This is a genomic window from Pseudomonas sp. CGJS7 (genome assembly GCF_036961695.1).
Map to the genome: position 1 here is coordinate 52,122 of NZ_JBAMDI010000036.1, position 21,162 is coordinate 73,283.

General features: G+C 64.2%; 20 protein-coding genes. 7 read left to right on the plus strand and 13 right to left on the minus strand.

Annotated elements, in window-relative coordinates:
• Nucleotides 1-64 precede the first annotated feature (64 nt).
• The gene (locus V7787_RS21685; protein ID WP_064492655.1) at nt 65-1,003 is read right to left on the minus strand and encodes a LysR family transcriptional regulator; all 939 of its coding nucleotides are present in this window, start codon (nt 1,001-1,003) and stop codon (nt 65-67) included.
• Between the two features lie 148 nt (nt 1,004-1,151).
• Between V7787_RS21685 and V7787_RS21690 the strand changes: the two genes are divergently transcribed.
• Nucleotides 1,152-1,979, plus strand: coding sequence for an amidohydrolase family protein (locus V7787_RS21690; RefSeq protein WP_274141795.1), 828 nt, complete (start codon nt 1,152-1,154; stop codon nt 1,977-1,979).
• 177 nt (nt 1,980-2,156) lie between these two features.
• The gene (locus tag V7787_RS21695; protein WP_064492653.1) at nt 2,157-2,897 is read left to right on the plus strand and encodes an SDR family NAD(P)-dependent oxidoreductase; all 741 of its coding nucleotides are present in this window, start codon (nt 2,157-2,159) and stop codon (nt 2,895-2,897) included.
• Between the two features lie 198 nt (nt 2,898-3,095).
• On the opposite strand, the gene V7787_RS21700 is transcribed toward V7787_RS21695, so the two are convergent.
• Both V7787_RS21700 and V7787_RS21705 read right to left on the minus strand, forming a co-directional pair.
• Complete coding sequence (locus tag V7787_RS21700) at nt 3,096-3,512, minus strand: RidA family protein (RefSeq protein ID WP_014590706.1); 417 nt, start codon at nt 3,510-3,512, stop codon at nt 3,096-3,098.
• Nucleotides 3,512-4,831, minus strand: a complete 1,320-nt coding sequence (locus V7787_RS21705) for a flavin-containing monooxygenase (RefSeq protein ID WP_104887761.1) — start codon at nt 4,829-4,831, stop codon at nt 3,512-3,514. Before V7787_RS21705 ends, V7787_RS21700 begins: the two co-directional genes overlap by 1 nt.
• 317 nt (nt 4,832-5,148) lie before the next feature.
• On the opposite strand from V7787_RS21705, the gene V7787_RS21710 reads away from it, so the two are divergent.
• Nucleotides 5,149-5,826, plus strand: coding sequence for a DUF1028 domain-containing protein (locus V7787_RS21710; RefSeq protein WP_198747674.1), 678 nt, complete (start codon nt 5,149-5,151; stop codon nt 5,824-5,826).
• Nucleotides 5,819-6,979, plus strand: coding sequence for an acetylornithine deacetylase (gene argE / locus V7787_RS21715; RefSeq protein ID WP_198747675.1), 1,161 nt, complete (start codon nt 5,819-5,821; stop codon nt 6,977-6,979). The genes V7787_RS21710 and argE overlap by 8 nt, the downstream gene beginning before the upstream one ends.
• Before the next feature lie 42 nt (nt 6,980-7,021).
• On the opposite strand, the gene V7787_RS21720 is transcribed toward argE, so the two are convergent.
• From V7787_RS21720 to V7787_RS21730, 3 genes are all read right to left on the minus strand, one after another.
• Nucleotides 7,022-8,290: a carbohydrate porin gene (locus tag V7787_RS21720; RefSeq protein ID WP_064492650.1), complete on the minus strand. Its 1,269-nt coding sequence runs from the start codon at nt 8,288-8,290 to the stop codon at nt 7,022-7,024.
• Between the two features lie 100 nt (nt 8,291-8,390).
• Complete coding sequence (locus V7787_RS21725; protein WP_064492649.1) at nt 8,391-10,808, minus strand: glucose/quinate/shikimate family membrane-bound PQQ-dependent dehydrogenase; 2,418 nt, start codon at nt 10,806-10,808, stop codon at nt 8,391-8,393.
• A 262-nt stretch (nt 10,809-11,070) separates the two neighbouring features.
• Complete coding sequence (locus V7787_RS21730) at nt 11,071-11,421, minus strand: cupin domain-containing protein (protein ID WP_003247774.1); 351 nt, start codon at nt 11,419-11,421, stop codon at nt 11,071-11,073.
• Between the two features lie 117 nt (nt 11,422-11,538).
• Here V7787_RS21730 and V7787_RS21735 point away from each other — a divergent pair, with 117 nt between their 5' ends.
• Nucleotides 11,539-12,444 carry a LysR family transcriptional regulator gene (locus tag V7787_RS21735; RefSeq protein WP_064492680.1) on the plus strand — a complete coding sequence of 302 codons (906 nt, stop codon included), beginning with the start codon at nt 11,539-11,541 and terminating at the stop codon, nt 12,442-12,444.
• Between the two features lie 106 nt (nt 12,445-12,550).
• Nucleotides 12,551-13,750, plus strand: coding sequence for an MFS transporter (locus V7787_RS21740; protein WP_336089533.1), 1,200 nt, complete (start codon nt 12,551-12,553; stop codon nt 13,748-13,750).
• 48 nt (nt 13,751-13,798) lie between these two features.
• On the opposite strand, the gene V7787_RS21745 is transcribed toward V7787_RS21740, so the two are convergent.
• Nucleotides 13,799-14,410, minus strand: a complete 612-nt coding sequence (locus V7787_RS21745; RefSeq protein WP_010954419.1) for a LysE family translocator — start codon at nt 14,408-14,410, stop codon at nt 13,799-13,801.
• 104 nt (nt 14,411-14,514) lie between these two features.
• On the opposite strand from V7787_RS21745, the gene V7787_RS21750 reads away from it, so the two are divergent.
• On the plus strand, nt 14,515-15,492 hold the full coding sequence (locus V7787_RS21750) for a GlxA family transcriptional regulator (protein ID WP_104961491.1): 978 nt from the start codon (nt 14,515-14,517) through the stop codon (nt 15,490-15,492).
• A 1-nt stretch (nt 15,493) separates the two neighbouring features.
• Here the strand turns inward: V7787_RS21750 and V7787_RS21755 are convergent, their stop codons facing one another.
• The 6 genes from V7787_RS21755 to V7787_RS21780 form a co-directional block, all read right to left on the minus strand.
• On the minus strand, nt 15,494-16,345 hold the full coding sequence (locus tag V7787_RS21755; protein WP_010954417.1) for a CAP domain-containing protein: 852 nt from the start codon (nt 16,343-16,345) through the stop codon (nt 15,494-15,496).
• Between the two features lie 206 nt (nt 16,346-16,551).
• Entirely contained in the window at nt 16,552-17,163 is a 612-nt protein-coding gene (locus V7787_RS21760; RefSeq protein ID WP_003247785.1) for a cell wall hydrolase, read from the minus strand.
• Between the two features lie 34 nt (nt 17,164-17,197).
• A complete protein-coding gene (locus V7787_RS21765; protein ID WP_336089534.1) occupies nt 17,198-18,115 on the minus strand; it encodes an AEC family transporter in 918 nt (305 codons plus the stop codon).
• A 135-nt stretch (nt 18,116-18,250) separates the two neighbouring features.
• Nucleotides 18,251-19,114: a LysR family transcriptional regulator gene (locus tag V7787_RS21770; RefSeq protein ID WP_003247790.1), complete on the minus strand. Its 864-nt coding sequence runs from the start codon at nt 19,112-19,114 to the stop codon at nt 18,251-18,253.
• Nucleotides 19,115-19,207: 93 nt separating this feature from the next.
• Nucleotides 19,208-20,056, minus strand: a complete 849-nt coding sequence (locus V7787_RS21775; RefSeq protein ID WP_049587118.1) for an ABC transporter permease — start codon at nt 20,054-20,056, stop codon at nt 19,208-19,210.
• The gene (locus V7787_RS21780) at nt 20,053-21,069 is read right to left on the minus strand and encodes an ABC transporter substrate-binding protein (RefSeq protein WP_104887756.1); all 1,017 of its coding nucleotides are present in this window, start codon (nt 21,067-21,069) and stop codon (nt 20,053-20,055) included. Before V7787_RS21780 ends, V7787_RS21775 begins: the two co-directional genes overlap by 4 nt.
• Between the last annotated feature and the right edge of the window lie 93 nt (nt 21,070-21,162).

The window sequence follows — 21,162 nt, forward strand, 5'->3', positions numbered from 1 at the left end:
CCTACCCAGCGGGAGCGGGTGCGACCGGGAATCAGGCGACTCGGTGGGGCGGTTGCGTAGATGATCAGCCCGGCGCAAGCGCCCGCCCCAGCTTCTGCGCCTGCCCCTGCAACACCCGCATCAACTGCACCGCTGCATGCGAGGGCGGCTCGAAGCGCGAATAGACGAAGCTGATATCGAAGTGAATCTCATCGGCCAACGGCACCACCGCGAGCCCGCTGTCCTGTGCAACGAACTCGTCGATCACGCTGATGCCCATGCCTTGCTTGACCAACGCCACAGCCTCGTTGGCATTGGTGAACGACAACAGTGATTTCAGCTGTAGCCCGCGGCGCCCGATGTGTTCGGCCAACAGCTTGCCAAACGGCATGTCGGGCCGGAACAGCAGCAACGCATGGCCCTCCAGCTGCTGCAAGGTCAGCGCGGGCTGACCGGCCAAAGGGTGACCCGGCGGCATCACCACCACCATGCGTCCACGCATGAACGCTTGCGAATGCAGGTGGTCGTGCACCACCGGCAGGGCGGCGATCGACAGGTCGACCTTCTTCGACAAGATCTGATTGGGCATTTCGCCCATCAACGAGGTTTGCCACTCGATATTCAGTGACGGTGATTCACGCTTGAGCTGGGCCAGGGCCATCGGGATCACCACCGTGGACAACGATGCACTACACGAGATACGCAACTTGCGCTGGCCGCCAGCGCCCAGCGCGAGGGCGCATTCGTTGACCTGCAACGCTGCCTGGTACACCCGCTCGACCTCGCGAAACAGCACCTGCGCTTCGGCCGTCGGCACCAGGCGGTTGTTGACGCGCTCGAACAGCGGGTAGGCCAGGCGCGCTTCGATGTACTGGATCAGCTTGCTCACCGCCGGCTGCGACACATACAGCAATTTGGCCGCCGCGCTGATCGAGCCCGTCAGCATCACCGCCCTGAACACTTCCATGTGCCGCAGCTTGAACACCATGGGGCTTGCGTCTGCGCCTTCGTTGCCAAGCAGCATGTGTATTACCTTCGGTTATGGTTTTCGCCATCTGGGTATGAGCGTCAAAGCCGGCCACACAGTATCGTGAACCCCAGCCTAATCGCCCTTGCGGCGCACAATAACAAGATCTGCAGACAAGCGCAGTGGCGCTTGACGGGAGTGCTGGGTGAACATATTTGACGAAGCGAAGATCGATTGCCATAACCATTTGTTTGACCCTCCCCGTTTCCCCTATCACCCCGACGCACCCTATGCGCCCTCCGGCCAGGAGGTCGCCACCCAGGCGCAGTTCACCCGGGTGATGGACGCTTACGGCGTGCAACATGCCTTGCTGGTGGGCCCCAACAGCGGCTACCACACCGACAACCGCTGCCTGCTGCATGCCTTGGCCAGCGGGCAGGGGCGGTTCAAGGGGGTGGCGGTGGTCAAGGCGGACATCAACCTTGATGCGCTGGCGGCCTTGCAGGCGCAAGGCGTGGTGGGTATCGCCTTCAACCCCGCGCTGTACGGGGTAGCCAGCCTCAAGGGCGTTGACGGGCTGTTCGGCAAGCTCGCCGAGCTTGGCCTGTTCGCCCAGCTGCAGGTGTGTGACGACCAGTTGCTGGACCTGCACGGCCTGCTGCAAGGCTCGCAGGCTCGTCTGTTGATTGACCATTGCGGCCGCCCGGATGTCGCTGCCGGTGTGCAGCAGGCCGGCTTCCAGGCGTTGCTGCGGCTGGCCGACAGTGGCCGCGCCTGCGTGAAGCTGTCAGGCATGCAGAAGTTTGCCGCAGCGGATGCCTTGTTCGAACAGAGCTGTGCATACGTGCAGGCCCTGCTCGAAGCCTTTGGCGCCCAAGCCTGTGTGTGGGGTTCGGACTGGCCGTTCATTCGCCAGCCCGCGCGGGTGGACTACGGCCCGCTGCTGAAGCTGGCCGAGCGCCTGATGCCAGATGCCCGGCTGCGCCGCACAGTGATGTGGGACACCCCTCGGCGATTGTTCGGGTTTGCCTAGCCCCTCCGTTGTGTGCCCTTCCAACAACAAGCGCGCAATCCTGATGAACACTGAACAGAACACCCGTCCCGGGCGGCATCCTCCATGGCCTGGAGGATCGTCTCGGCTAGCGCCCCAAAAGGCATGTGACCTGCGTCGCTTGCCGGATATTCCTTCTGTCGAAAATGGAGCTGAACAATGAGCCAGTACCTGCAAGGCCAAACCGCTATCGTCACCGGTGGCATGCGTGGCATCGGCCTGGCGATTGCCCGCCGCTTGCATGTCGCCGGCGCCCAGGTGGTGATCTGGGACCTTGCCGTCGATGGCTGGAGCAGTACGGAAAACGGCTTCGAGCCGGTGCTGCGCCAGGCAGTGGATGTGTCGTCGCTGGCCTCGGTGGAGGCGGCTTTTGCCCAGACGCTGGCGCGTTTGGGGCAGGTGCAGATTTTGGTCAACAATGCCGGCATCAACGGCCCGGTGGTGGCGTCTTGGGAGTACCCGCCAGAGGCCTGGGACAAGGTCATCGCCATCGACCTGAACGGTGTGTTCTATTGCTGCCGCACCGCCATCGCGCACATGCGTGAGCGCGGCTACGGGCGCATCGTCAATATCGCCTCCATGGCCGGCAAGGAGGGTGTGCAGTACATCTCGGGCTATTCGGCAGCCAAGGCCGGGGTCATCGCTTTCACCAAGGCGGCAGCCAAGGAGCTGGCGCAGGATGGCGTGCTGCTCAACTGCGTGGCACCGGCGATGGTCGAGACGCCGCTGATGGCCGAGATGACGGCCGAGCATATTGCCGCGAGCAAGGCCAAGATCCCCATGGGGCGCTTCCTCAAGGCCGAGGAGATTGCCAACATGGTCAGCTGGATCGCCGGGCCTGAGTGCAGCTTTACCACTGGCTTTGTGTTTGACCTCAGCGGCGGGAGGGCGACCTACTGAATGGACTGGGTGTGGTACGCCCAATGGCGTTGGAGCTGCGCCGGGTAGCCAGCCACGCGCGAACTGCGGGCGACGTGTCAGCGTGGAACTGTCGTCCGTTGGCGTGCCCGCACCTCAGCGCTTGCACGCTGCGGCACGGGCAACCCAGGCGTGGCTGGACGGCAGGTGGCAGTCACCACCCGCCATTCAGGCCTGCGGTCATTGCTGATCGGGTACCACGGCGATCACGTCGATCTCCATCAGCCACTCGGCCTGGGCCAACCCGGCTACCACCAACCCGGTGGAAATCGGGAACACGCCCTTGAGCCACTTGCCCACCTCCTTGTACACCGGCTCGCGGAAACGCGGGTCGGTGATGTAGGTGGTGGTCTTGACGATGTGCGACAGGTCCGAGCCGGCTTCTTCAAGCAGTTGCTTGACGTTCTTCATCGCCTGTTCGGTTTGTGCGCGCGGGTCACCCAGGCCCACCAGCTTGCCTTCGAAGTCGGTACCGACCTGGCCGCGCACGTAGATGGTATTGCCCGCCCGCACGGCCTGACACAAGTCGTTGTCCAGGGTCTGGTTGGGGTAGGTTTCCTTGGTGTTGAACATGCGGATGCGAGTATGGGTAGGCATCAGTGGGCTCCGAGGGTGCTGACATTGCTGATCTTGGCGGTTTGCTGCTCATCCGCTGCGCGTTGCTCGCGGTCGCGGTAGGCGGTGTAGGTGCGTTGTGTGGCGATGTGGCCGGCGACGTGCTTGGCGTCGTGCCACACCCCCCAGATGAACGATGAACCACGGCGCGACAACCACGGCAGGCCGAGGAAGTACACGCCCGGCTCACGGGCCACACCACGCTGGTGCTGGGGCTTGCCGTTGGCATCGAAGGTGTCTACCTGCAGCCAGCTGAAATCCACGCCGTAACCGGTGGCCCAGATGATGCTGCTGACGCCGGCCTTGGCCAGGTCCAGCTGCTGCAGCGGGTTGCGCATGCACTCCGGGTCGGCCAGGCGCTGGCGGGCTTCGGGCTCTTCCGGCAGGTCCAGGCCGTTGCGTTCGATGTAGGCATCGGCCGCATCCAGCAGGGCCAGGTAGTTTTCGTCTCCTCGGTTGATGTTCTCGACCAGGTTGTCCTGGAAGTGCGCGACGCCGTTTTCGAACGACTGGGTCAGGCCGACCAGGGTCATGCCCTGGTGGGCGAGGGCACGGAAGTCCACGGTGTGGCCTCCACGGGCGCCGCTGACTGCGATGGTCACATGCTCGCGACCGGGCTTGGCAATTTCCGCGTCCCACTCGCCCAGCACGCCCAGCCACCAGCAGAAGTCGCGGTTGCGGTAGGCACGCGGCGGGCGGTCGTGGGCGCCGACCGACAGGTACACCTGGCGTCCGGCGCGCATCAGCTCTTCGGCAATCTGCACGCCGGAAGAGCCGGCACCGACCACCAGTACCGCGCCTTCAGGCAACTGCTCTGGGTTGAAGTAAGCGGCGGAATGAATCTGGTGCAGGTTGCTGTCTTTCGGCGCGATGGCCGGGATCACTGGTTTCTGGAACGGGCCGGTGGCGGCGACTACGCGATTGGCGCGAATCACGCCTTCACTGGTGTCGATGGTGAAGCCAGGGCGGTCGCTGTTACGCACCACGCGCTTCACCTCAATGCCGGTGCGCACGGGCAGGTTGTACTTGCGTACGTACTGCTCGAAGTAGTCGGCCACCTGGTCCTTGCCGGCGAATGCATCGGCGTCGAGGTTGAATTCCAGCCCCGGGAAGCGGTCGTGCCAGGCCGGGCCGTTGGCGACCAACGAGTCCCAGCGGCCGGTACGCCAGGCCTGTGCGATGCGGTTGCGCTCCAGTACCAGGTGCGGCACACCAAGCTTGCTCAGGTGTTCGCTCATGGCCACGCCGGCCTGGCCGGCGCCGACGACGAGGGTGTCGATTTCGAGGTTGTTCAGTGTCATGTCCGAGCCCTTGTTCAGGCGGTTATTGTCAGGTCGGTTTGGAGGACCGCCGTTGCCTGGAGCCAGACTAGGGATGCCGTGGAAATGGCGAAAATAGTATTTAGCTGGTGCTTGCCGATAAAACGGCGAAGGCCTTGAGTTTTCTGGCCTGTGGGGCGGGTTGGCCGGGTGGGTGACGTGGTTTTTCGAGCGGGTGCGAAGGGCGGGCCCCTGAGCATAGTTTTTTCCTGCCTACCCCCTCGGAAAAAGGTCGTTTCGCCCGCCCGAAGGTTCCACTCAGAATGCCGTGTATCGCACAGCACAACAGGAACCATGACATGACGTTCTCCATCATTGGTCGTTGCCAGGAAACCGGCCAGGTCGGTATTGCCATCAGCTCGTCGAGCATCGCCGTGGGTGCCCGTTGCCCCTGGGTGCGTGCCGGTGTGGGCGCAGTCTCGACCCAGAACATCACCCTGCCGGCGCTGGGCCCGCAGATTCTCGATGCCCTGGAGCATGGCCAGTTGCCGCCCGCCGCTGCGCTGGACAGGGTGCTCAGTGCCAATGGCTGGAGCGAGTACCGCCAGGTCACGGTGATCGACAGCCACGGCCAGGTGGCCCTGTTCACCGGGCGGGAAGCACTGGGCACACACCATGCAATGGCCGGCGAACAATGCGCGGCGGCTGGCAACCTGCTGTCCTCGACCCAGGTGATCGAAGCCATGGTGCTGGCCTTCGAGCAGGCCGGCGGCCACCTGGCCGACCGCCTGCTGGCAGCCATGCACGCGGCGATGGCCGCGGGTGGCGAAGCGGGGCCCGTGCACTCGGCGGCGCTGAAGATTGCTGGCGAGCTGACCTGGCCGCTGGTGGACCTGCGCGTCGATTGGGCCGACAGCGACCCGATCGGCGTGCTCGATGACCTGTGGCAAGCCTATCGCCCGCAGATGCAGGATTACGTCACCCGCGCCCTCAACCCGACCGCCGCGCCAAGCTATGGGGTGCCGGGCGATGAGTGAATTTGCCAGTCGCGCACTGCTGGCCCGGCTGATCGGCTTTGCCACGGTGAGCCGCGACTCCAACCTGGCGCTGATCGGTTTTATCCGTGATTACCTGGCCGAGCTGGGGGTGGAGTGCGAGCTGTTCCATAACCCGGAGGGCACCAAGGCCAACCTGTTCGCCACTATAGGCCCCAGGGATGTTGGTGGTGTGGTGCTGTCTGGGCATACCGATGTGGTGCCGGTAGATGGCCAGGCCTGGACGGTCGAGCCGTTTGCCCTGAGTGAGCGTGACGGCCGCCTGTATGGCCGCGGCACGGCCGACATGAAAGGCTTTATCGCCTCGGTGTTGGCTGCTGTGCCCGCGTTTCTCGCGCAGCCGTTGCGCATGCCGGTACACCTGGCGTTTTCCTACGACGAAGAAGTCGGTTGCCTGGGCGTGCGCTCGATGCTGGCTGCCCTCGAAAAGCGCCCGTGTAAACCACGGCTGTGCCTGATCGGTGAACCCACCGAACTCAAACCGGTGCTGGGGCACAAGGGCAAGCTGGCAATGCGTTGCCAGGTACAGGGCGCAGCGTGCCATTCGGCGTACGCGCCGTATGGGGTGAACGCCATCGAGTATGCGGCGAAACTGATTGGCAAGTTGGGTGAAATCGGCGATGCCCTGGCACTGCCGGCTCATCACGACGAGCGCTTCGATCCGCCGTTCTCCACGGTGCAGACCGGCGTGATCAAAGGGGGCAGGGCGCTGAACATCGTGCCGGACGAGTGCGAGTTCGATTTCGAAGTGCGTGCGCTCCCAGGGTTCGAGGCGCAGGCGGTCGCCGACCAGTTGCAAACCTATGCTGAAGCCGAGTTGCTGCCGCGTATGCGCAAGGTCAATACCGCCAGCGCCATTCGCCTGGCGCCGCTGAGTGCCTATCCGGGGCTGGCGACACCGGAAGACAGCGAGGCTGCGCGGTTGGTGGCGCTACTCAGCGGTTCGGATACGTTCGGTACGGTAGCGTTTGGTACCGAAGGTGGCTTGTTCGACCAGGCGGGCATCCCCACCGTGGTGTGCGGCCCTGGCAGCATGGACCAGGGCCACAAGCCGGATGAGTTTGTCAGTGTCGAGCAGTTGCGCGGCTGTGATGCCATGCTGCTGAGGCTGGTGGACTACCTCAAACAGGCTTGAGGGTTGCGCCGGCGGATGGGGCCGCAGTGCGGCCCCGGCGGTTCAGAAGGTCGCCTTGACCTGCAGGCCGACCACGAGTGCGTTGTCGATGTCTTTGCCCGAGAACGCCCCTGGCTCGATGATGTATTGCACATCAGGGCGCAGGTTCAGCCATGGCGTGGCCTGGTAGCCGTAGCTCAGTTCGATCAACTGCTCGGCGCTGTCGATGTCCGGGAACTGCTGGCCCGCGTTGAACGCGGCATCTTCCAGCACATCGCGGCTACGCGGGTTGGGTACGGCGCGGCCGTAACCCAGTGCCACGGTATCCTTTGGGCGGCCTTCGAACGGCTTGTACAGCACCACGCCGGCGCCATACCACTTGGTGAACGGCGAAGCGGCCTTGCTCGACGCCGAGTACTGGCCGAAGGCGTGCAGGCTTCGGCCTGGGGAGGCCTGGTCGTTCCACACCGCCTGGTCGACCAGCAGGTAATGTCCACCCCGGCCGGACACTTCATCATCGCTGCCGATGCGTTTCACATCAGAGCTGTCGTAGTAGTAGCCAAGCTTGTACTCGCCTGGCAGTTCAGCCTGCAGCTTGTATACCAGTTCTACCGGTACCACGGTGCCGGTGGTGTGCTTGGGCCCCAGGTGCCAGGCGCGGCTGGAGTTGCCGTTGCTTTCGGGGTCGACGTTGAACGCCGCCACGCGCAACTGCCAGGCAGGTGACAGGTCGTACTTCACGCGCACGCCGAGGTGGGCGTTGGGGTAGTTGGTCCAGCCACTGCCGCCCGACATGTTCAGCGGGTGGCCGCAGAAGCCGGCGTTCATGAAGTTGCACAGGATACCGCTGTCCAGGCCGCCGAGGTCGTTGCCCATGGCCATGTAGCCGAGCTTGACGTTGAGCGCCGGGGTGAACAGCGTGCGCTCGTAGCTCAGCTCGGTCAGGCGGGTGTACAGGCCGCCGAAGTTTTCCTGGATTGGCAGGCGGTTGCCTACCAGGTCTTCCGAAGCGCTGTTGCCGCGGCGGTCGTTGATGGTCAGCTGGACCTTGCCGCCGTTGTCCAGGCCGTACAGTTTCGACAGGTCGAACTGCACGCCCAGCTTGACGTTCTGCGAATAGCGCGCCGAACGGTGCAGGCCACCGTGGGCGTTGTAGGCGGTTTCACCGCTGTAGTCGCCGGTGATCTTGACGCCGTCTTCTTCGAGTTGATGGCGCAGGCCGCCCCAGTCACCGGTCAGGGTGCTGCGGGTCATGAGGTCGTCGTTGGCAAGGGCGGTGGTGCTGGCCAGGGCCAGCAGCAGGGTGGGGGTGATGCGAATTGCGGATGGCATTACAGAATCTCGGATTGTCTTTGAGGGGCATTCGCGGGCAAGCCCGCTCCTACAGGGGCCTTGTAGGAGCGGGCTTGCTCGCGAAGCAGGCGACGCGGTCTTACGGCAGAGCGTAAGAAATCACATAGTCGCCGCGGTCAGTCGACTGGCGGGCGCCGCCAGCGGTGATCACCACGTACTGCTTGCCGGTCTTCGGCGAGACGTAGGTCATCGGGCCGCCCTGGCTGCCCACGGGCAGGCGAGCCTTCCAGATTTCGTTACCGTTGCTGCTGTCGTAGGCGCGCAGGTAGAAGTCCTGGGTACCTGCGATGAACACCAGGCCGCCTTGGGTCGACAGGGTGCCGCCAAGGGTTGGCAGGCCGATCTTGATCGGCAGGTGCATGCGGATACCGAGCGGACCGGTGTCTTCAACGGTGCCGACCGGCACCTGCCAGGCCACCTGGCGGGTCTTCATGTCGATGGCGGTCAGGGTGCCGAACGGCGGTGCCTGGCATGGAATGCCGGCGACCGACAGGAAGCGGTTCTTGTTCACGGCATACGGGGTGCCCTTGAGCGGTACCGCGCCCATGCCAGTGTTCAGTGCTTCGCCACCGGAAGCCGCGCCACCTTTGTTCTGCGACGGGATCATCTGGATCCACAGGCCCAGACGCATGTCGTTGACGAAGATGAAGCCATGTACCGGGTCGGTAGAAATGCTGCCCCAGTTCATGCCACCCAGCGAACCCGGGAAGCTCAGCGACAGGTCGGTACCCGGCGCGGTGTACAGGCCGTCGTAGCGCATCTTCTTGAAGTCGATGCGGCACAGCAACTGGTCATACGGGGTGGCGCCCCACATGTCCGATTCGGTCAGGGTCTGCGCGCCGATCTGCGGCATGCCCACCGACTTGGGCTGGGTAGGGGAGTACGGCTCGTTCGGGATGTTGCTTGGCTTGACCGGTACTTCGTCGACCTGGGTCAGCGGCTTGCCAGTGGCGCGGTCGAGCACGTAGATCTGCCCGGCCTTGGTGCCGATCACCACCGCAGGTACCGACTGGCCGTCGTCCTTGGTGAAGTCGATCAGGCTTGGCTGCATGGGCAGGTCGAAGTCCCAGAGGTCGTTGTGCACGGTCTGGAACACCCATTTCTGGTTGCCGGTGGTGGCGTCCAGGGCCAGCACCGAAGCGCCGTAAGTGTGGTCCAGTTTGCTGCGCTCAACGCCGTAGATGTCGGTGGAGGACGAGCCCATCGGCAGGAACACGGTGTTCATTGCCGGGTCGTAGGACATCGGTGCCCAGCTGTTCGGGGTGCTGCGCACGTAGGTCTTGTCGCCCTGCGGAGCCTGGCGATCTTCCGGGTTGCCCGGGTCGAAGGCCCAGCGCATTTCACCGGTGATCACGTCAAAACCACGGATCACGCCGCCTGGCATGTCGGTCTGGACGTTGTCGGCAACACGGCCGCCGACCACCACGGTGGTGCCGGCCATCAGCGGTGCCGAGGACAGCTGGTAGTAGGAGTCCGGGACATCACCCAGGCCTGCCTTGAGGTCGACCTGGCCGTTGTTGCCGAAGCCCTGGCAGAACTCGCCGGTGTCGGCGTCGACGGCAATCAGGCGGCCGTCGATGGTGTTGGTCAGCAGGCGACGCTGGCAGTTGGCACCGGCCGCTACGCTAACGCCGGTGATCGGCGAGCTGTTCGGCTGGGTTGGCTGGGCGATGGCTGCAGTGGCGTCGAAGTAGGCCATGCCACGGCAACGCTGCCAGACCTTGGACTGGGCGTTGATTTCGTTCTTCCACAGCTCTTTGCCGGTGTCGGCATCGAGTGCGATCAGGTTGTTGTGCGGGGTGCAGATGAACACCTTGCTGCCGATCTGCAACGGGGTGAGCTGGTCTTCGGCACCGTTGCCGTCACTGATTGCAACGTCGCCGGTTTGGTAGGTCCAGGCCACTTTCAGCTTGTTGACGTTGTCCCGGTTGATCTGGTCAAGCGCGGCGAAGCGGCTGCCACCTTCGGTGTTGCCATAGTGGGCCCAGTCTTTCTGTTCCTTGCCGGTTTCGACCGGGGTCATGCCCGGGCCTTTGCCGGTGGGCGCGACGCTTGGGTGGGCAACGAACATGTTGCCGACCGCGATCACCAGTACCACGGCCATTACCCCGGCTACGCCGTACGCACCGCGCCCGGCGCTGGCGCCGTTGGCACGCGCCAGCAGCGGGTAGACCAGCGCCACGACCATGCCGATTGCGCCGAACATGAACAGGCGCGAGAACAGCGGCCAGAACACCAGGCCCGCATCGATCAGTGCCCAGATGGCAGTACCGACCAGGAACACGGCATACAGCCAGGCACCCGCCTTCTTGCGGCGAGCAATGAGGACACCGGCGATGGCCATGGCCAAGCCGCCGATCAGGAAGTACCAGGAACCGCCCAGACCGGCGAGCTTGACGCCGCCGGCAGCGAGGAGGAGGCCGAGCAGGGCGATGATCACGCCCAGGCCGACCAGGATGAAGTTTGTGGCGCCAGAGGCGCGCGGTGTTTCTTTCATGCCAGGGATCTCAGCAGGTGGAATGCGCGCAGTTTAAGCCCTTAGCTTGCTAATTAACAAGTTGGTACATAATTGAGCGAGGCTGATTGTCGCAGGGCTGAACTTACGAAGATGTGGCCAAAAGTATAGATAAGGTGCAGAAAAACGCATTGAACGAGGCGTTTATGACGCCTCTTCGATTTGTATTCATGCGTTGGTCGTAAGCCCAACCTTGCACGGCGTCGGGACAATTGCGCCTTGTGCACGGGCCGGCATGGCCCCTTCAGGCCGGCCATGGGGTGCTGCTGCTATAGAACACCGCGAGCCAGATGGTGGCCGTGCCGGGCGCGGTCCATTCCACGCGGTGGCGGTCGTGCGGGGGGATGTCCAGACAATCGCCCGGCGCCAGCAGGCGGGTGTGGTGCTCGTGCTCGAAACGCAGGGCGGCAGCACCACTGAGCAACATGATCCACTCGCCTTCGGCCTGGTCGTACCAGAAGCCGGGTGGGCTGGCCTGCCCGCTGGAGACGATACGTTCCACGCGGATGCCAGGGCGGCTGAGCAGTTCGTCGACACGTTCGGCGCTGGCGGGATCGCAGGGCGGCAGGGCGGTCAGCAGGTTGTTCAGGGTCATGGTAAGCCTCCTTGGAAATGGGTGGATTCCACTATGGACGCAATCGCCTTGGCGCGCGCGGCTTGACCCGCCCGGCTGTTTGTAAGAACTTTCCGAGTTTTGGAAGACGGGCTGAACATGGACAAGCTGCTGGCGATGAAAATGTTCGTGGCCACTGTCGATGCCCAAGGCTTTTCTGCTGCCGCGCGCAGGCTAGGACTGGCGACATCGTCGGTGACACGTCTGGTCGATGCCCTGGAAGCGTCGCTGGGCGCCACCTTGCTCAACCGCTCGACGCGCCAGGTCAGCCTGACCGAGGCCGGCGCCCGTTACTACCAGCGGGCACGGGGCATTTTTGAAGCACTGGACGAGGCGGATGCCAGCATCGCCGATCGCGGCGAGGAGCCTGTGGGTGTACTGCGCCTGAGCCTGCCAGTGGAGTTCGGCCGGCGGGTCATCGCCCCGCACCTGGGGCCATTCCTGGCGCAGCACCCGGCGCTGGAACTGGACATCGATCTCAGCGACCGCCTGGACGACTTGCTTGACGGGCGCTATGACCTGTCGATTCGCCTGGGTGACCCTTCGCCCAATGACGAATTGGTGTGCCGCCGGCTCGGCCGTTTTCAGCGTTGGCTGGTGGCCAGCCCGGCTTACCTGGCCGGGCGTGAGCCACTGCAGCATCCCCGGGAGTTGCTTGACCATGCCTGCCTGCGCTTTCGCTATGGGCACAAAGCGCGCCCCTGGCGCCTGACCTGTGGCCAGGACAGCCTGGAACTGGACGTAAGCGGGCCCTTGCGCAGCGCCAATGCCGACATGTTGCGTGAAACGGCACTGGCAGGCAGTGGTATCGCACTGCTGGCTGATTGGCTGGTACGCGAGGATGTGTTGGCAGGGCGCCTGCAACGGGTATTCCCCGACTGGCAGGCCAGTCCTGGCGCAGCCAATAGCAGCATCAACGCCCTGTATATGCCCAACCACCGGGGCTCACGGCGAGTAAACGCATTCATCGACTTTTGCGAAAATTTGCTCATACACGGTCACTAGTGTTGCGCAGTGCGCAAAGCCGCATTGCGCCACCGCGGGATTCTCGGCGCTGACGTCCATGGGTAAGGTGGCCGGCATATACCCAACCCTTGTCGAGGAACTTCGCATGAACCCCTCCCTTGCGACAGCGCAACCGGCAGCCGCCAGCCTGAGTCGGGCTCTGGTAGTGCTGCTGGCGTTCTGCTGCGGCGCGATTGTCGCCAACATCTACTACGCCCAGCCCATCGTCGGGCTGATCGCCCCCGACCTGGGGCTGTCCACCGAGCATGCCAGCCTGATCGTTTCGCTCACGCAGTTGGGCTATGCCTTGGGCCTGTTATTGCTGGTACCGCTGGCCGACCTGCTGGAAAACCGCCGCCTGATGGTGGCCACCGCGGTCCTGGCCTGCGTCAGCCTGCTGCTGGCGGGCACCAGCAGCAGTGGCCAGGGGCAGCTGTTCCTGGGTTACGCACTGCTGATCGGCTTCAGTTCGGTGTCGGTGCAGATGCTCATCCCGCTGGCGGCGCACCTGGCGCCGGAGCAGCAGCGTGGACGTGTGGTCGGTAACATCATGGGCGGCTTGCTGCTGGGCATCCTGCTGGCGCGACCGCTGTCGAGCCTGGTGGCCGACCACTTCGGCTGGCGTGCGGTGTTCATTGGCGCCGCCGGGGTAATGCTGGCGATCATCCTGTTGCTGTCATTGACCTTGCCGCAGCGGCGGCCCGAGCACAAAGCCAGCTATGCCAGGCTGATGCTGTCGCTGCTCACACTGCTGCGTCGTTATCCGCTGTTGCGCCAGCGTTCGTTGTACCAGGCATTGATGTTTGCAGCGTTCAGCCTTTACTGGACGGCGGTGCCGATGGCGCTTGCCGGGGAGCATGGCCTGTCACAAAGCCAGATCGCCGTGTTCGCCCTTGTCGGCGCGGTGGGTGCCGTTGCTGCGCCCATGGCCGGCCGCCTGGCCGATGCCGGGCATGCCCGGGCCGGCTCGCTGCTGGCGCTGTTGCTGGCGCCGGCGGCCTTGTTGCTGGGGCTGACAGTGCCGGGTTACAGCGTGATTGGCCTGGGCCTTACCGGCGTGTTGCTGGACTTTGCGGTGCAGATGAACATGGTCATCGGCCAGCGTGAAGTGTACGCACTGGACCCGGCCAGCCGCGGGCGGCTGAATGCGGTGTACATGACCAGCATCTTCCTCGGCGGGGCGCTGGGGTCGGCGGTGGCCAGTGCGCTGTTCAGCCAGTTTGGCTGGCATGGCGTGGCACTGGTGGGGGCGGGGTTGCCGGGTGTGGCGCTGGTTGTGTTCCTACTCAAAGCACGCCGGGGTTGAACCGTTACGCGGTGCAGGGCACGGGCTTCGCCCGTGTTCGCGGGCCCGCTATCGGCCAAGCGGCAGCGCCAGGCCAATCAAGGCAAACAGGCTCCCGCAGCAACGATTGAAACCTTTGCCACCCTTGGCCAGCCATGGCCGAATGCGAAACGCCAGGCGCGCCAGCAGGTATTCGACCAGAAACTCGACGCTGGCAAAGGTCGCGGCCATCACCGCAAATTGCAGCACCAGCCCTCGCTGTGGGTCGATGAACTGCGGCAGGAAGGCACCATAGAACAGCAGCACCTTGGGGTTCGCCATGGCCGAAAGCAGGCCCTGGCGAAACAGCCCGGCATTGCCCAGCCGCGCGCTGTGCGCGGTCAGTTCCAGCTGCAGGCCTGGACTGCGCCATAGTTGAATGCCCAGCCAGATCAAATAAGCCCCACCCACCCACTTCAGGACGCTCAGCACTGCCGCCGAGGTCTGCAGCAGTGCGCTGAGGCCGAACATGGTCAAGGCGATGAGGGCGCTGAAACCCAAGACCCCGCCCACGATGGTGAACAGCGTTCGCCGTGCGCCATAGAGCGCGCCATGGGTCAACGCCAACAGGCTGTTGGGCCCCGGGGTCAGCGAAAGGCCGATGCTGGCCAGCAGGTAGATGAGCCAGGTGTCCAGTGCCATGTTGAAAACTGCCTTGTTCGAGAGAGGGCGACAGTCTATGGCGCAACGCTCACGCTGAAAGAGTATTATCTGGTCATAAAAGAGTCTTTTCTGGACGTGGTTTCATGCCGCCCGACATCCGCTTGCTGATCCTGCCATTACCGGATTTTGCCTTGCTGCCGTTTGGCGCCTTTCTCGACAAATTGCGCTTCAGCGCCGACGACGAGGACTACAGCCAACAACGCTATTGCAGCTGGACGGTGGCGGGGCTCAGCCTCGAGCCGGTACCGTCGAGCAGTGGCGCGGTGCTGCAGGTCGAGGCCATTGCCGATCAGCTCGACCTTGACCTATTCGACTACCTGGTGGTGTTCGGCGGTCGCAGTGCCATGGCCACCGCGGCGCTGGCGCCACGTTACCAGGCGTTGCTCAGGCAGGCCGCCAAGGCGGGAGTCAAGCTGGTGGGGGTCGACAATGGCGCCTTTCTGCTGGCTGCCTGCGGCCTGTTGCAGGGGCACAAGGTGGTGGTGCACTGGCGTCACGAAGCCGAGTTTCGTGCTGCGTTTCCGCAGTTGCAGCTGCTGCGCGAGCAGTTGTACTGCATCGATGGCAACCGCATCACGTGCGCCGGTGGCACTGCCGCCATAGACCTGGCCGTTGCACTACTGTCACGCGCTTGCGGGCGAACCCGTGCGCTCAAAGGGCTGGCTGACATGCTGGTGGACGAGACCCGCGACAGCCGTCACGCCTTGCGCTCGCTGGAGCTGGGTGCTGGTCAGGGGCGCCAGGTGCAACGGGCGCAAGCACTGATGCGTCATCACCTGGGCACACCGTTGGCCGTGGAGCAACTGGCCGCAGAGCTGGGCATCAGCAGGCGTCAACTGGACCGGCAGTTCCAGGCCAGCCACGGTATGAGCACCAAGGCCTGGTGGCTGGAGATGCGCTTGCAGCAGGCGCGCTGGCGTTTGCTCAACTCCAGCCACAGCCTGGCGCAGATTGCCGATGAGGTGGGCCTGGGTGATGCCAGCTACCTTGGCAAGTGCGTGCGGCGTCGGTTTGGGTGTACGGCCCTGCAGTTGCGTGCAGGTCATTACCCGCTCACGTGATCTATTGCGGCGTCCCGAACAACCCTGTCCAGTAGATCCCTGCATCGCTCTTGGGGTCTATCGCATAGGCAGCGCCCAATTCACGGAAGTCCGGATTCATCAGCGTGGCGCAGTGCCCCGGGCTGTCCAGCCAGCCGTTGACGACCTTTTGCGCGGTGTCACGCCCGGCGGTGATATTTTCGCCGATCTGCTGGTACAGGTACCCGGCCAGTTCCGCCCGGTCACCGGGTGTGCGGCCATCTTTGTCGATGTGGTCGAAGAAGTTCTGGTTGGCCATGGCCCGTGTGTGGTTGGCGGCGACCCCGGCCAGCACTGTGCTCCAGCTCAGTGGCGGGGCGGCGGCAAACGGCTGGCCGCCGCATTGCCGTGGCACCTTGCGCGCGGCGTTGACCTCCTGCAGCACCTTCTGTCCCTCGGCCTGCCAGTCGCCCAGGCGGCCGCTGAGCAGCGGCCGGGCCAGCACGATGCGCCAGTCGCGGCCCTCCTGGCTGACGCCGATATCGACGAATTGCGGGTCGAGCACCACCTGGCAGAAGCTTTCCTCGATGGCATGCATGGCGGCGCGTGCGTCGCGTGGCCCCGACAGGCTGATGGCCTGGACGCTGACCATGGGGTAGGCGGCGCGGGTCATGGCCTGTTGCAGGTCGCGGGTGCCCTCTGGCGACAGCGCAAGGCGTGTGTCGCTGTTGAGCGGCGGCAGTTCCAACGACGCCTCGCCACCGCAGGGCTGGGCCTTGCTGCGGTAGACATTGATCGAATCGATCAACTGCGCCTCTTCGCCGGTGGCTGCCAGCGCACCGGTCGAAACGACCAGGCCCAGTGACAAGGCGACAACGGATGTCAGGACGCGCATGTGGATCTCCCTATGACTGGCAGCGTCGTGGTGTGCGCTGCTCATCCTACACAAGCCCGGGGCTTTTGGCCCGAGGTCGTGCAAGGCAATGAAAACACCGGCAATCGTTACTGGCGGCAAAAGAGGGAGTAGACCCCAGGCCCGTGGAAAAGTGCGGTCAGGTGCCAGTCATTCGCATCGGGCCGGCGTTGTCAGCCGTTTACGCGTCAATGGGCCAACGCCTGGTTCGGCTTGTAGAACAGGAAGTGGGTGGTCTGCGCGGTCTTGCGATAAGCCTTCGCCCAGTCGGGGCGCACCGTGCGGTCGTGAAAGTACAACGCACCGCCGGTGGGGTCTTTCAACTGCTGGTTCAGCGCCTTGCGTGCGATCTCTTTGGCAACGTCGTAGCGTTGCGGTTCCTCGACCTGGTCCGGGCGCCCGTCACACCACCATGAGAACTGACAGGCCTTGGTCTCCACACCCTGTTTGACTACCGCGCAGATGGTGTCGGGAAAGCCATCGTGGCCCAGGCGGTTGAGCACTACACTGGCCACTGCGGTCATGTCTTTGGCGTCGGCGCCTTTGGCTTCCCAGTAGATGGTACGTGCCAGGCAGGTGATGCTGTCATCCAGCGGCGCCTGGCCAGCCGGGTCCACTGCCTGCGTTTCGCCTGGGGTCAGTTTCTCTGCCTTCCTGGGGGGCGGCGCATCTTCGACGACCTTTTCTTCAAGCACTGCGGCCTTGTCCTCGGCAACGGCGGCTTTGGCTGGATCAGCGGCATACAGGGGGTCTGCGAGCAGGGCCGAGGTCAAGCCGATCAGCATCAAGTGAAGGCGCATGGGCACATTACCAGGCAGTGGGCAGAATTTCAGTCTAGCCAAGCGTAAGCATTAATACCAAAGGCAGGGTGGCGGCCGCAGCCACGGTCTGCAGGGCGATGAGGGTGGCCATCAGTGGCGCATTGCCGCCCATTTGCCGGGCCATGACATAAGATGACGAAGCGGTTGGCAGCGCCTGGAACAACACCGCCACCACCGCTGCCTGGCCACTCAGGCCGAGCAGCCGGCAAACGCCCCAGGTGGTCAGTGGCATGACCAGGAACTTGAACGTCGATGCCGCCATCAGCGGCCGTACCTGCTGGCCGAGGCTGGCGCCGCCCAGGGCAGCGCCGACACACAGCAGGCCCAAAGGCACTGCGGCCTGGCCCAAGGCCTTGGCCGTGGCGTCGATACCGGCCGGCAAGCCCAGCCCCGTGGCCCGTAGCACCAGCCCCCCTGCGCAGCCGACGATCAACGGGTTGGCGAAGATCGCCCGAAGCACTGTGGCGGGCGAACTGTGACGGGCGCTGAAGCGGGCAAACACCAGCACGCAGAGCAGGTTGACCAAGGGCACGATGGCTGCGTTGGCCACCGCCGCCAGGGCAATCCCGGCGCTGCCGTAAATCCCCGCAGCCAGGGTGGCACCGATGTAGTTGTTGAAGCGGATACCGCCCTGAAACACCGAAGTGAAATCGGCTCCATCATGGTTCGCCGCGCCCTGATACAGCACCAGCAACACGGCACCGGCCAGGGTCGAGAGCATCAGTGCGCCGGCCATGCCCAGCACCGGTATGCCATCGAGGTTGGCGGTGGCCAGGCCATGAAGGAACAGCGACGGCAGCAGGACGTAGTAGCTCAGGCGCTCGGCACCAGGCCAGAAGCTTTCGGCAAGAAAACCGCGAAGGCGCAGGAAGGTACCCAGGGCAATCAGCAGGATGATGGGGAGCAGGGTGGTCAGCAGCAAGTGCAGCATGGTGAGCATTCCGTGGTCGGGTACGTGCACAGACTACGGGGGCGGATCGATCTGTAAAAACGTTGTTTTCTTCAGTGACCGTTGAGGAAAAATGCATGTTGGTGGGGGCATATCGCGCCTTGGATCAGCCTGGCTTCAGGCTTCCAGGGCGGTCTTCAACACCGCACTCAAATGCCGCCGCTGGCTTTTTTCATGCTCCAGCAACACCACCCGCCGGGTCAGCTGCGGCTCGCCAAACGGCAGGCAGGTGGCGGGTGGCAAGCGTTGCAGGTCGTCATCCGCCATGGGGATGACCGCCACGCCCAGGCCCATCACCGCCATGCGCGCCAGGGCTTCCTGGCTGTCCAGTTCCATCAGTTCGCTCACCTGCACCTGCTGGCGGCGTAGTTCCTGCTCGATCTGCCGGCCGGCCCAGGCACGCTTGTCGAAGCGCAGGAATGGCTGGCTGGCCAGCAACTGCGGCACGCTATACCCGGCCAGCTCAGGGCTGGCAATGGCCCAGAAACGGTCCTCGAACAGCGGTGTGAAGTCCAGGTTCTGCGGGTAAGGGCTGACCGGTTCGGTGGTGATCGCTGCATCGAGCTCACCGTCTTCCACGCGCCGCGCCAGCTCCGCCGACATGCCCGAGGCCACGCTGATGTGTAGCTGCGGGTGATGGGCCTTTATCCACACCAGCGCCTTGGGCAAACGCCGCGCCAGCACCGTGTGGATCGCCCCCAGGCGCAAACGGCCGCGCAGGCTTGGGCCGCTGGCCAGGGCATCGGCCAGTTCGTCATAGGCAGCCAGAAGGCTTTCGGCGCGGGCCACCGCCAACTGGCCGGCTTCGGTCAGTACCACCTGCCTGCGGCTACGGTCGAACAAGGTCACCTTCAGTTCGTCTTCGAGGGTTTTGATATGCAGGCTGACCGCCGAGGGGGTGAGGCTGAGCAGGTCGGCGGCGCGGGCAAAGGTGCCGTGGCGGGCGATGGTCACCAAGGTGCGCAGGGCTTTCAGGGACATGCGGTTGAGGTCCGGTTCTCAGCTGACAGAGGCGTATTGTCAGGCCCGGCCCTCTCGCAGCACAAGGCTGCTTCCAGGCCTTGCCGATACGGCTCAGCGACTGCTACGCCCATAGGCCTGGCTGATCCGGTCGATCACCATGGCCAGGGCGACAATTGCCAGCCCGGCCTCCATCCCTTGGCCAACATTCAAGGTCTGGATTCCCGCCAGCACATCCTCACCCAACCCACGGGCGCCGATCATCGACGCCACGACCACCATCGACAAGGCCATCATGACCGACTGGTTGAGCCCGGCCATGATGCTTGGCAGCGCCAGGGGCAGGGCAATGCGCCGCAACCGCTGCCAGCGGCTTGCGCCAAGGCCGTGTGCGGCCTGCAACAACGAGGGGTCGATCTGGCTCAGGCCCAGTTCGGTCAACCGCACCAGCGGCGGCAGGGCGTAGATCAGCGTGGCAAACACGGCAGGCACCTTGCCCAGGCCAAACAGCATCAGCACCGGGATCAGGTAAACGAACGCAGGTAGCGTCTGCATCACATCGAGGACCGGCAACAGCAGCCGTCTGGCCAGTGGCCGGGCGGCCAGCAGGATGCCCAGCGGTACACCCACCAGTACGCACAGGCCGGTACTGACCAGCACCAGGGCCAGGGTCTGCAGCAACTTGTCCCAGAGCCCGAGCATACCGATCAAGGCCAGCAGCGCGACCAGCACGGCGCTGCGCAGCAGGCTGCGGCTGGCGTGCCAGGCCAGCAGACCCACCAGCAACAACAACAGCCACCAAGGCAACAGGCGCAACAGGTTCTCCAGGCCGACCAGCAGTTGCAGCAACTGGTCAGACAAACTGCGCAGGTGGTCGCCGTAGTTCAATACCAACCAGTCGACCAGGCGGTTGATGCTGTCGGCAAAGGAAAACTGCAGGGTCTGCGGGAAACCGCTGCTCACAGGCTGGCCTCGACCTTGGCGGCGATGTCCGCCGGCAGCCAGGCTTTCCACACCTCGCGGTTATCGCGAAGGAAGGTCAGGGCGGCTTCGCGCGCGGGCGTGCGTTTTTCGCTCATGACGGCCAGGGCCTTGTTCAGGCGATCGATGGGCAGGTCTACCTGTTCGAACACGCTGACCAGGTCTGGGTAGGTTTCGCGAAAGGCTTTGGACACGCCAATCGACAACTTTGCCGGCAGCGAGCGGCTGCCTTTCGGGTTGGGGTTGGCGGGATCGGTGAGGGTGGCCCAGGCCTGGGCATCGAACGGGGGTTCTTCCAGCCGGATGAGCTTGTAGCGCCCCATCAGCGGGGTCGGGTTCCAGTAGTAGAACAGCACGGGTTTGCCGCGCCGGATTGCCGAACCGATCTCGGCGTCCATCGCGGCGCCGGAGCCACTGCGGAAGTTGTTGTAGAGGCCATCCAGGCCATAGGCCTTGAGCTTTTGGCTGTTGACGGTTTCAGACGTCCAGCCGCTTGGGCTGTTGAGAAAACGCCCTTTACCGGGCGATTCGGGGTCGGAAAATACCTGCGGGTAACGCTTGAGGTCCTCGACACTGTGCAGCTCAGGCGCCACGGGCTTCAGGTTGCGTGCGGCATCGCCCTCGATCACATAGGCCGGTACCCACCAACCTTCTTCTGCATTTTTGACCGTATCGCCCAGTGCGAACACCTGGCCGGCCTGTTCGGCCTTGACCCAGGCAGGGCTGCGCCCGGCCCATTCCTCGGCGATCACTTGCAGGTCATTGCGCGCCAGGGCCACCTCCATGCTGACCGTGCTGCCAGGCAGGGTGTCGGTGCGGTAGCCGTAGCCGCGCTCCACGATCAGGCGCAGGATCTCGGTGGTGAGGGCGCCGCTTTCCCAGCCGATGGCACCAAAATGGATAGGCGCAGGTTGCTCTGCCGATGCGGCGCTGTCGGTGCTGGCCAAACCCACCGTCAACAGCAGGCCGGCCAGCAGCGTTGAAATGCTCTTCATGTAAACCTCGTCGTTCGCCACGCCTTGGCAGTGGGGCAAGTGTAGACGACGAGGTTTTGTCAGTTTCAGGGCCACTGGAGTGGCCCCGTTCGC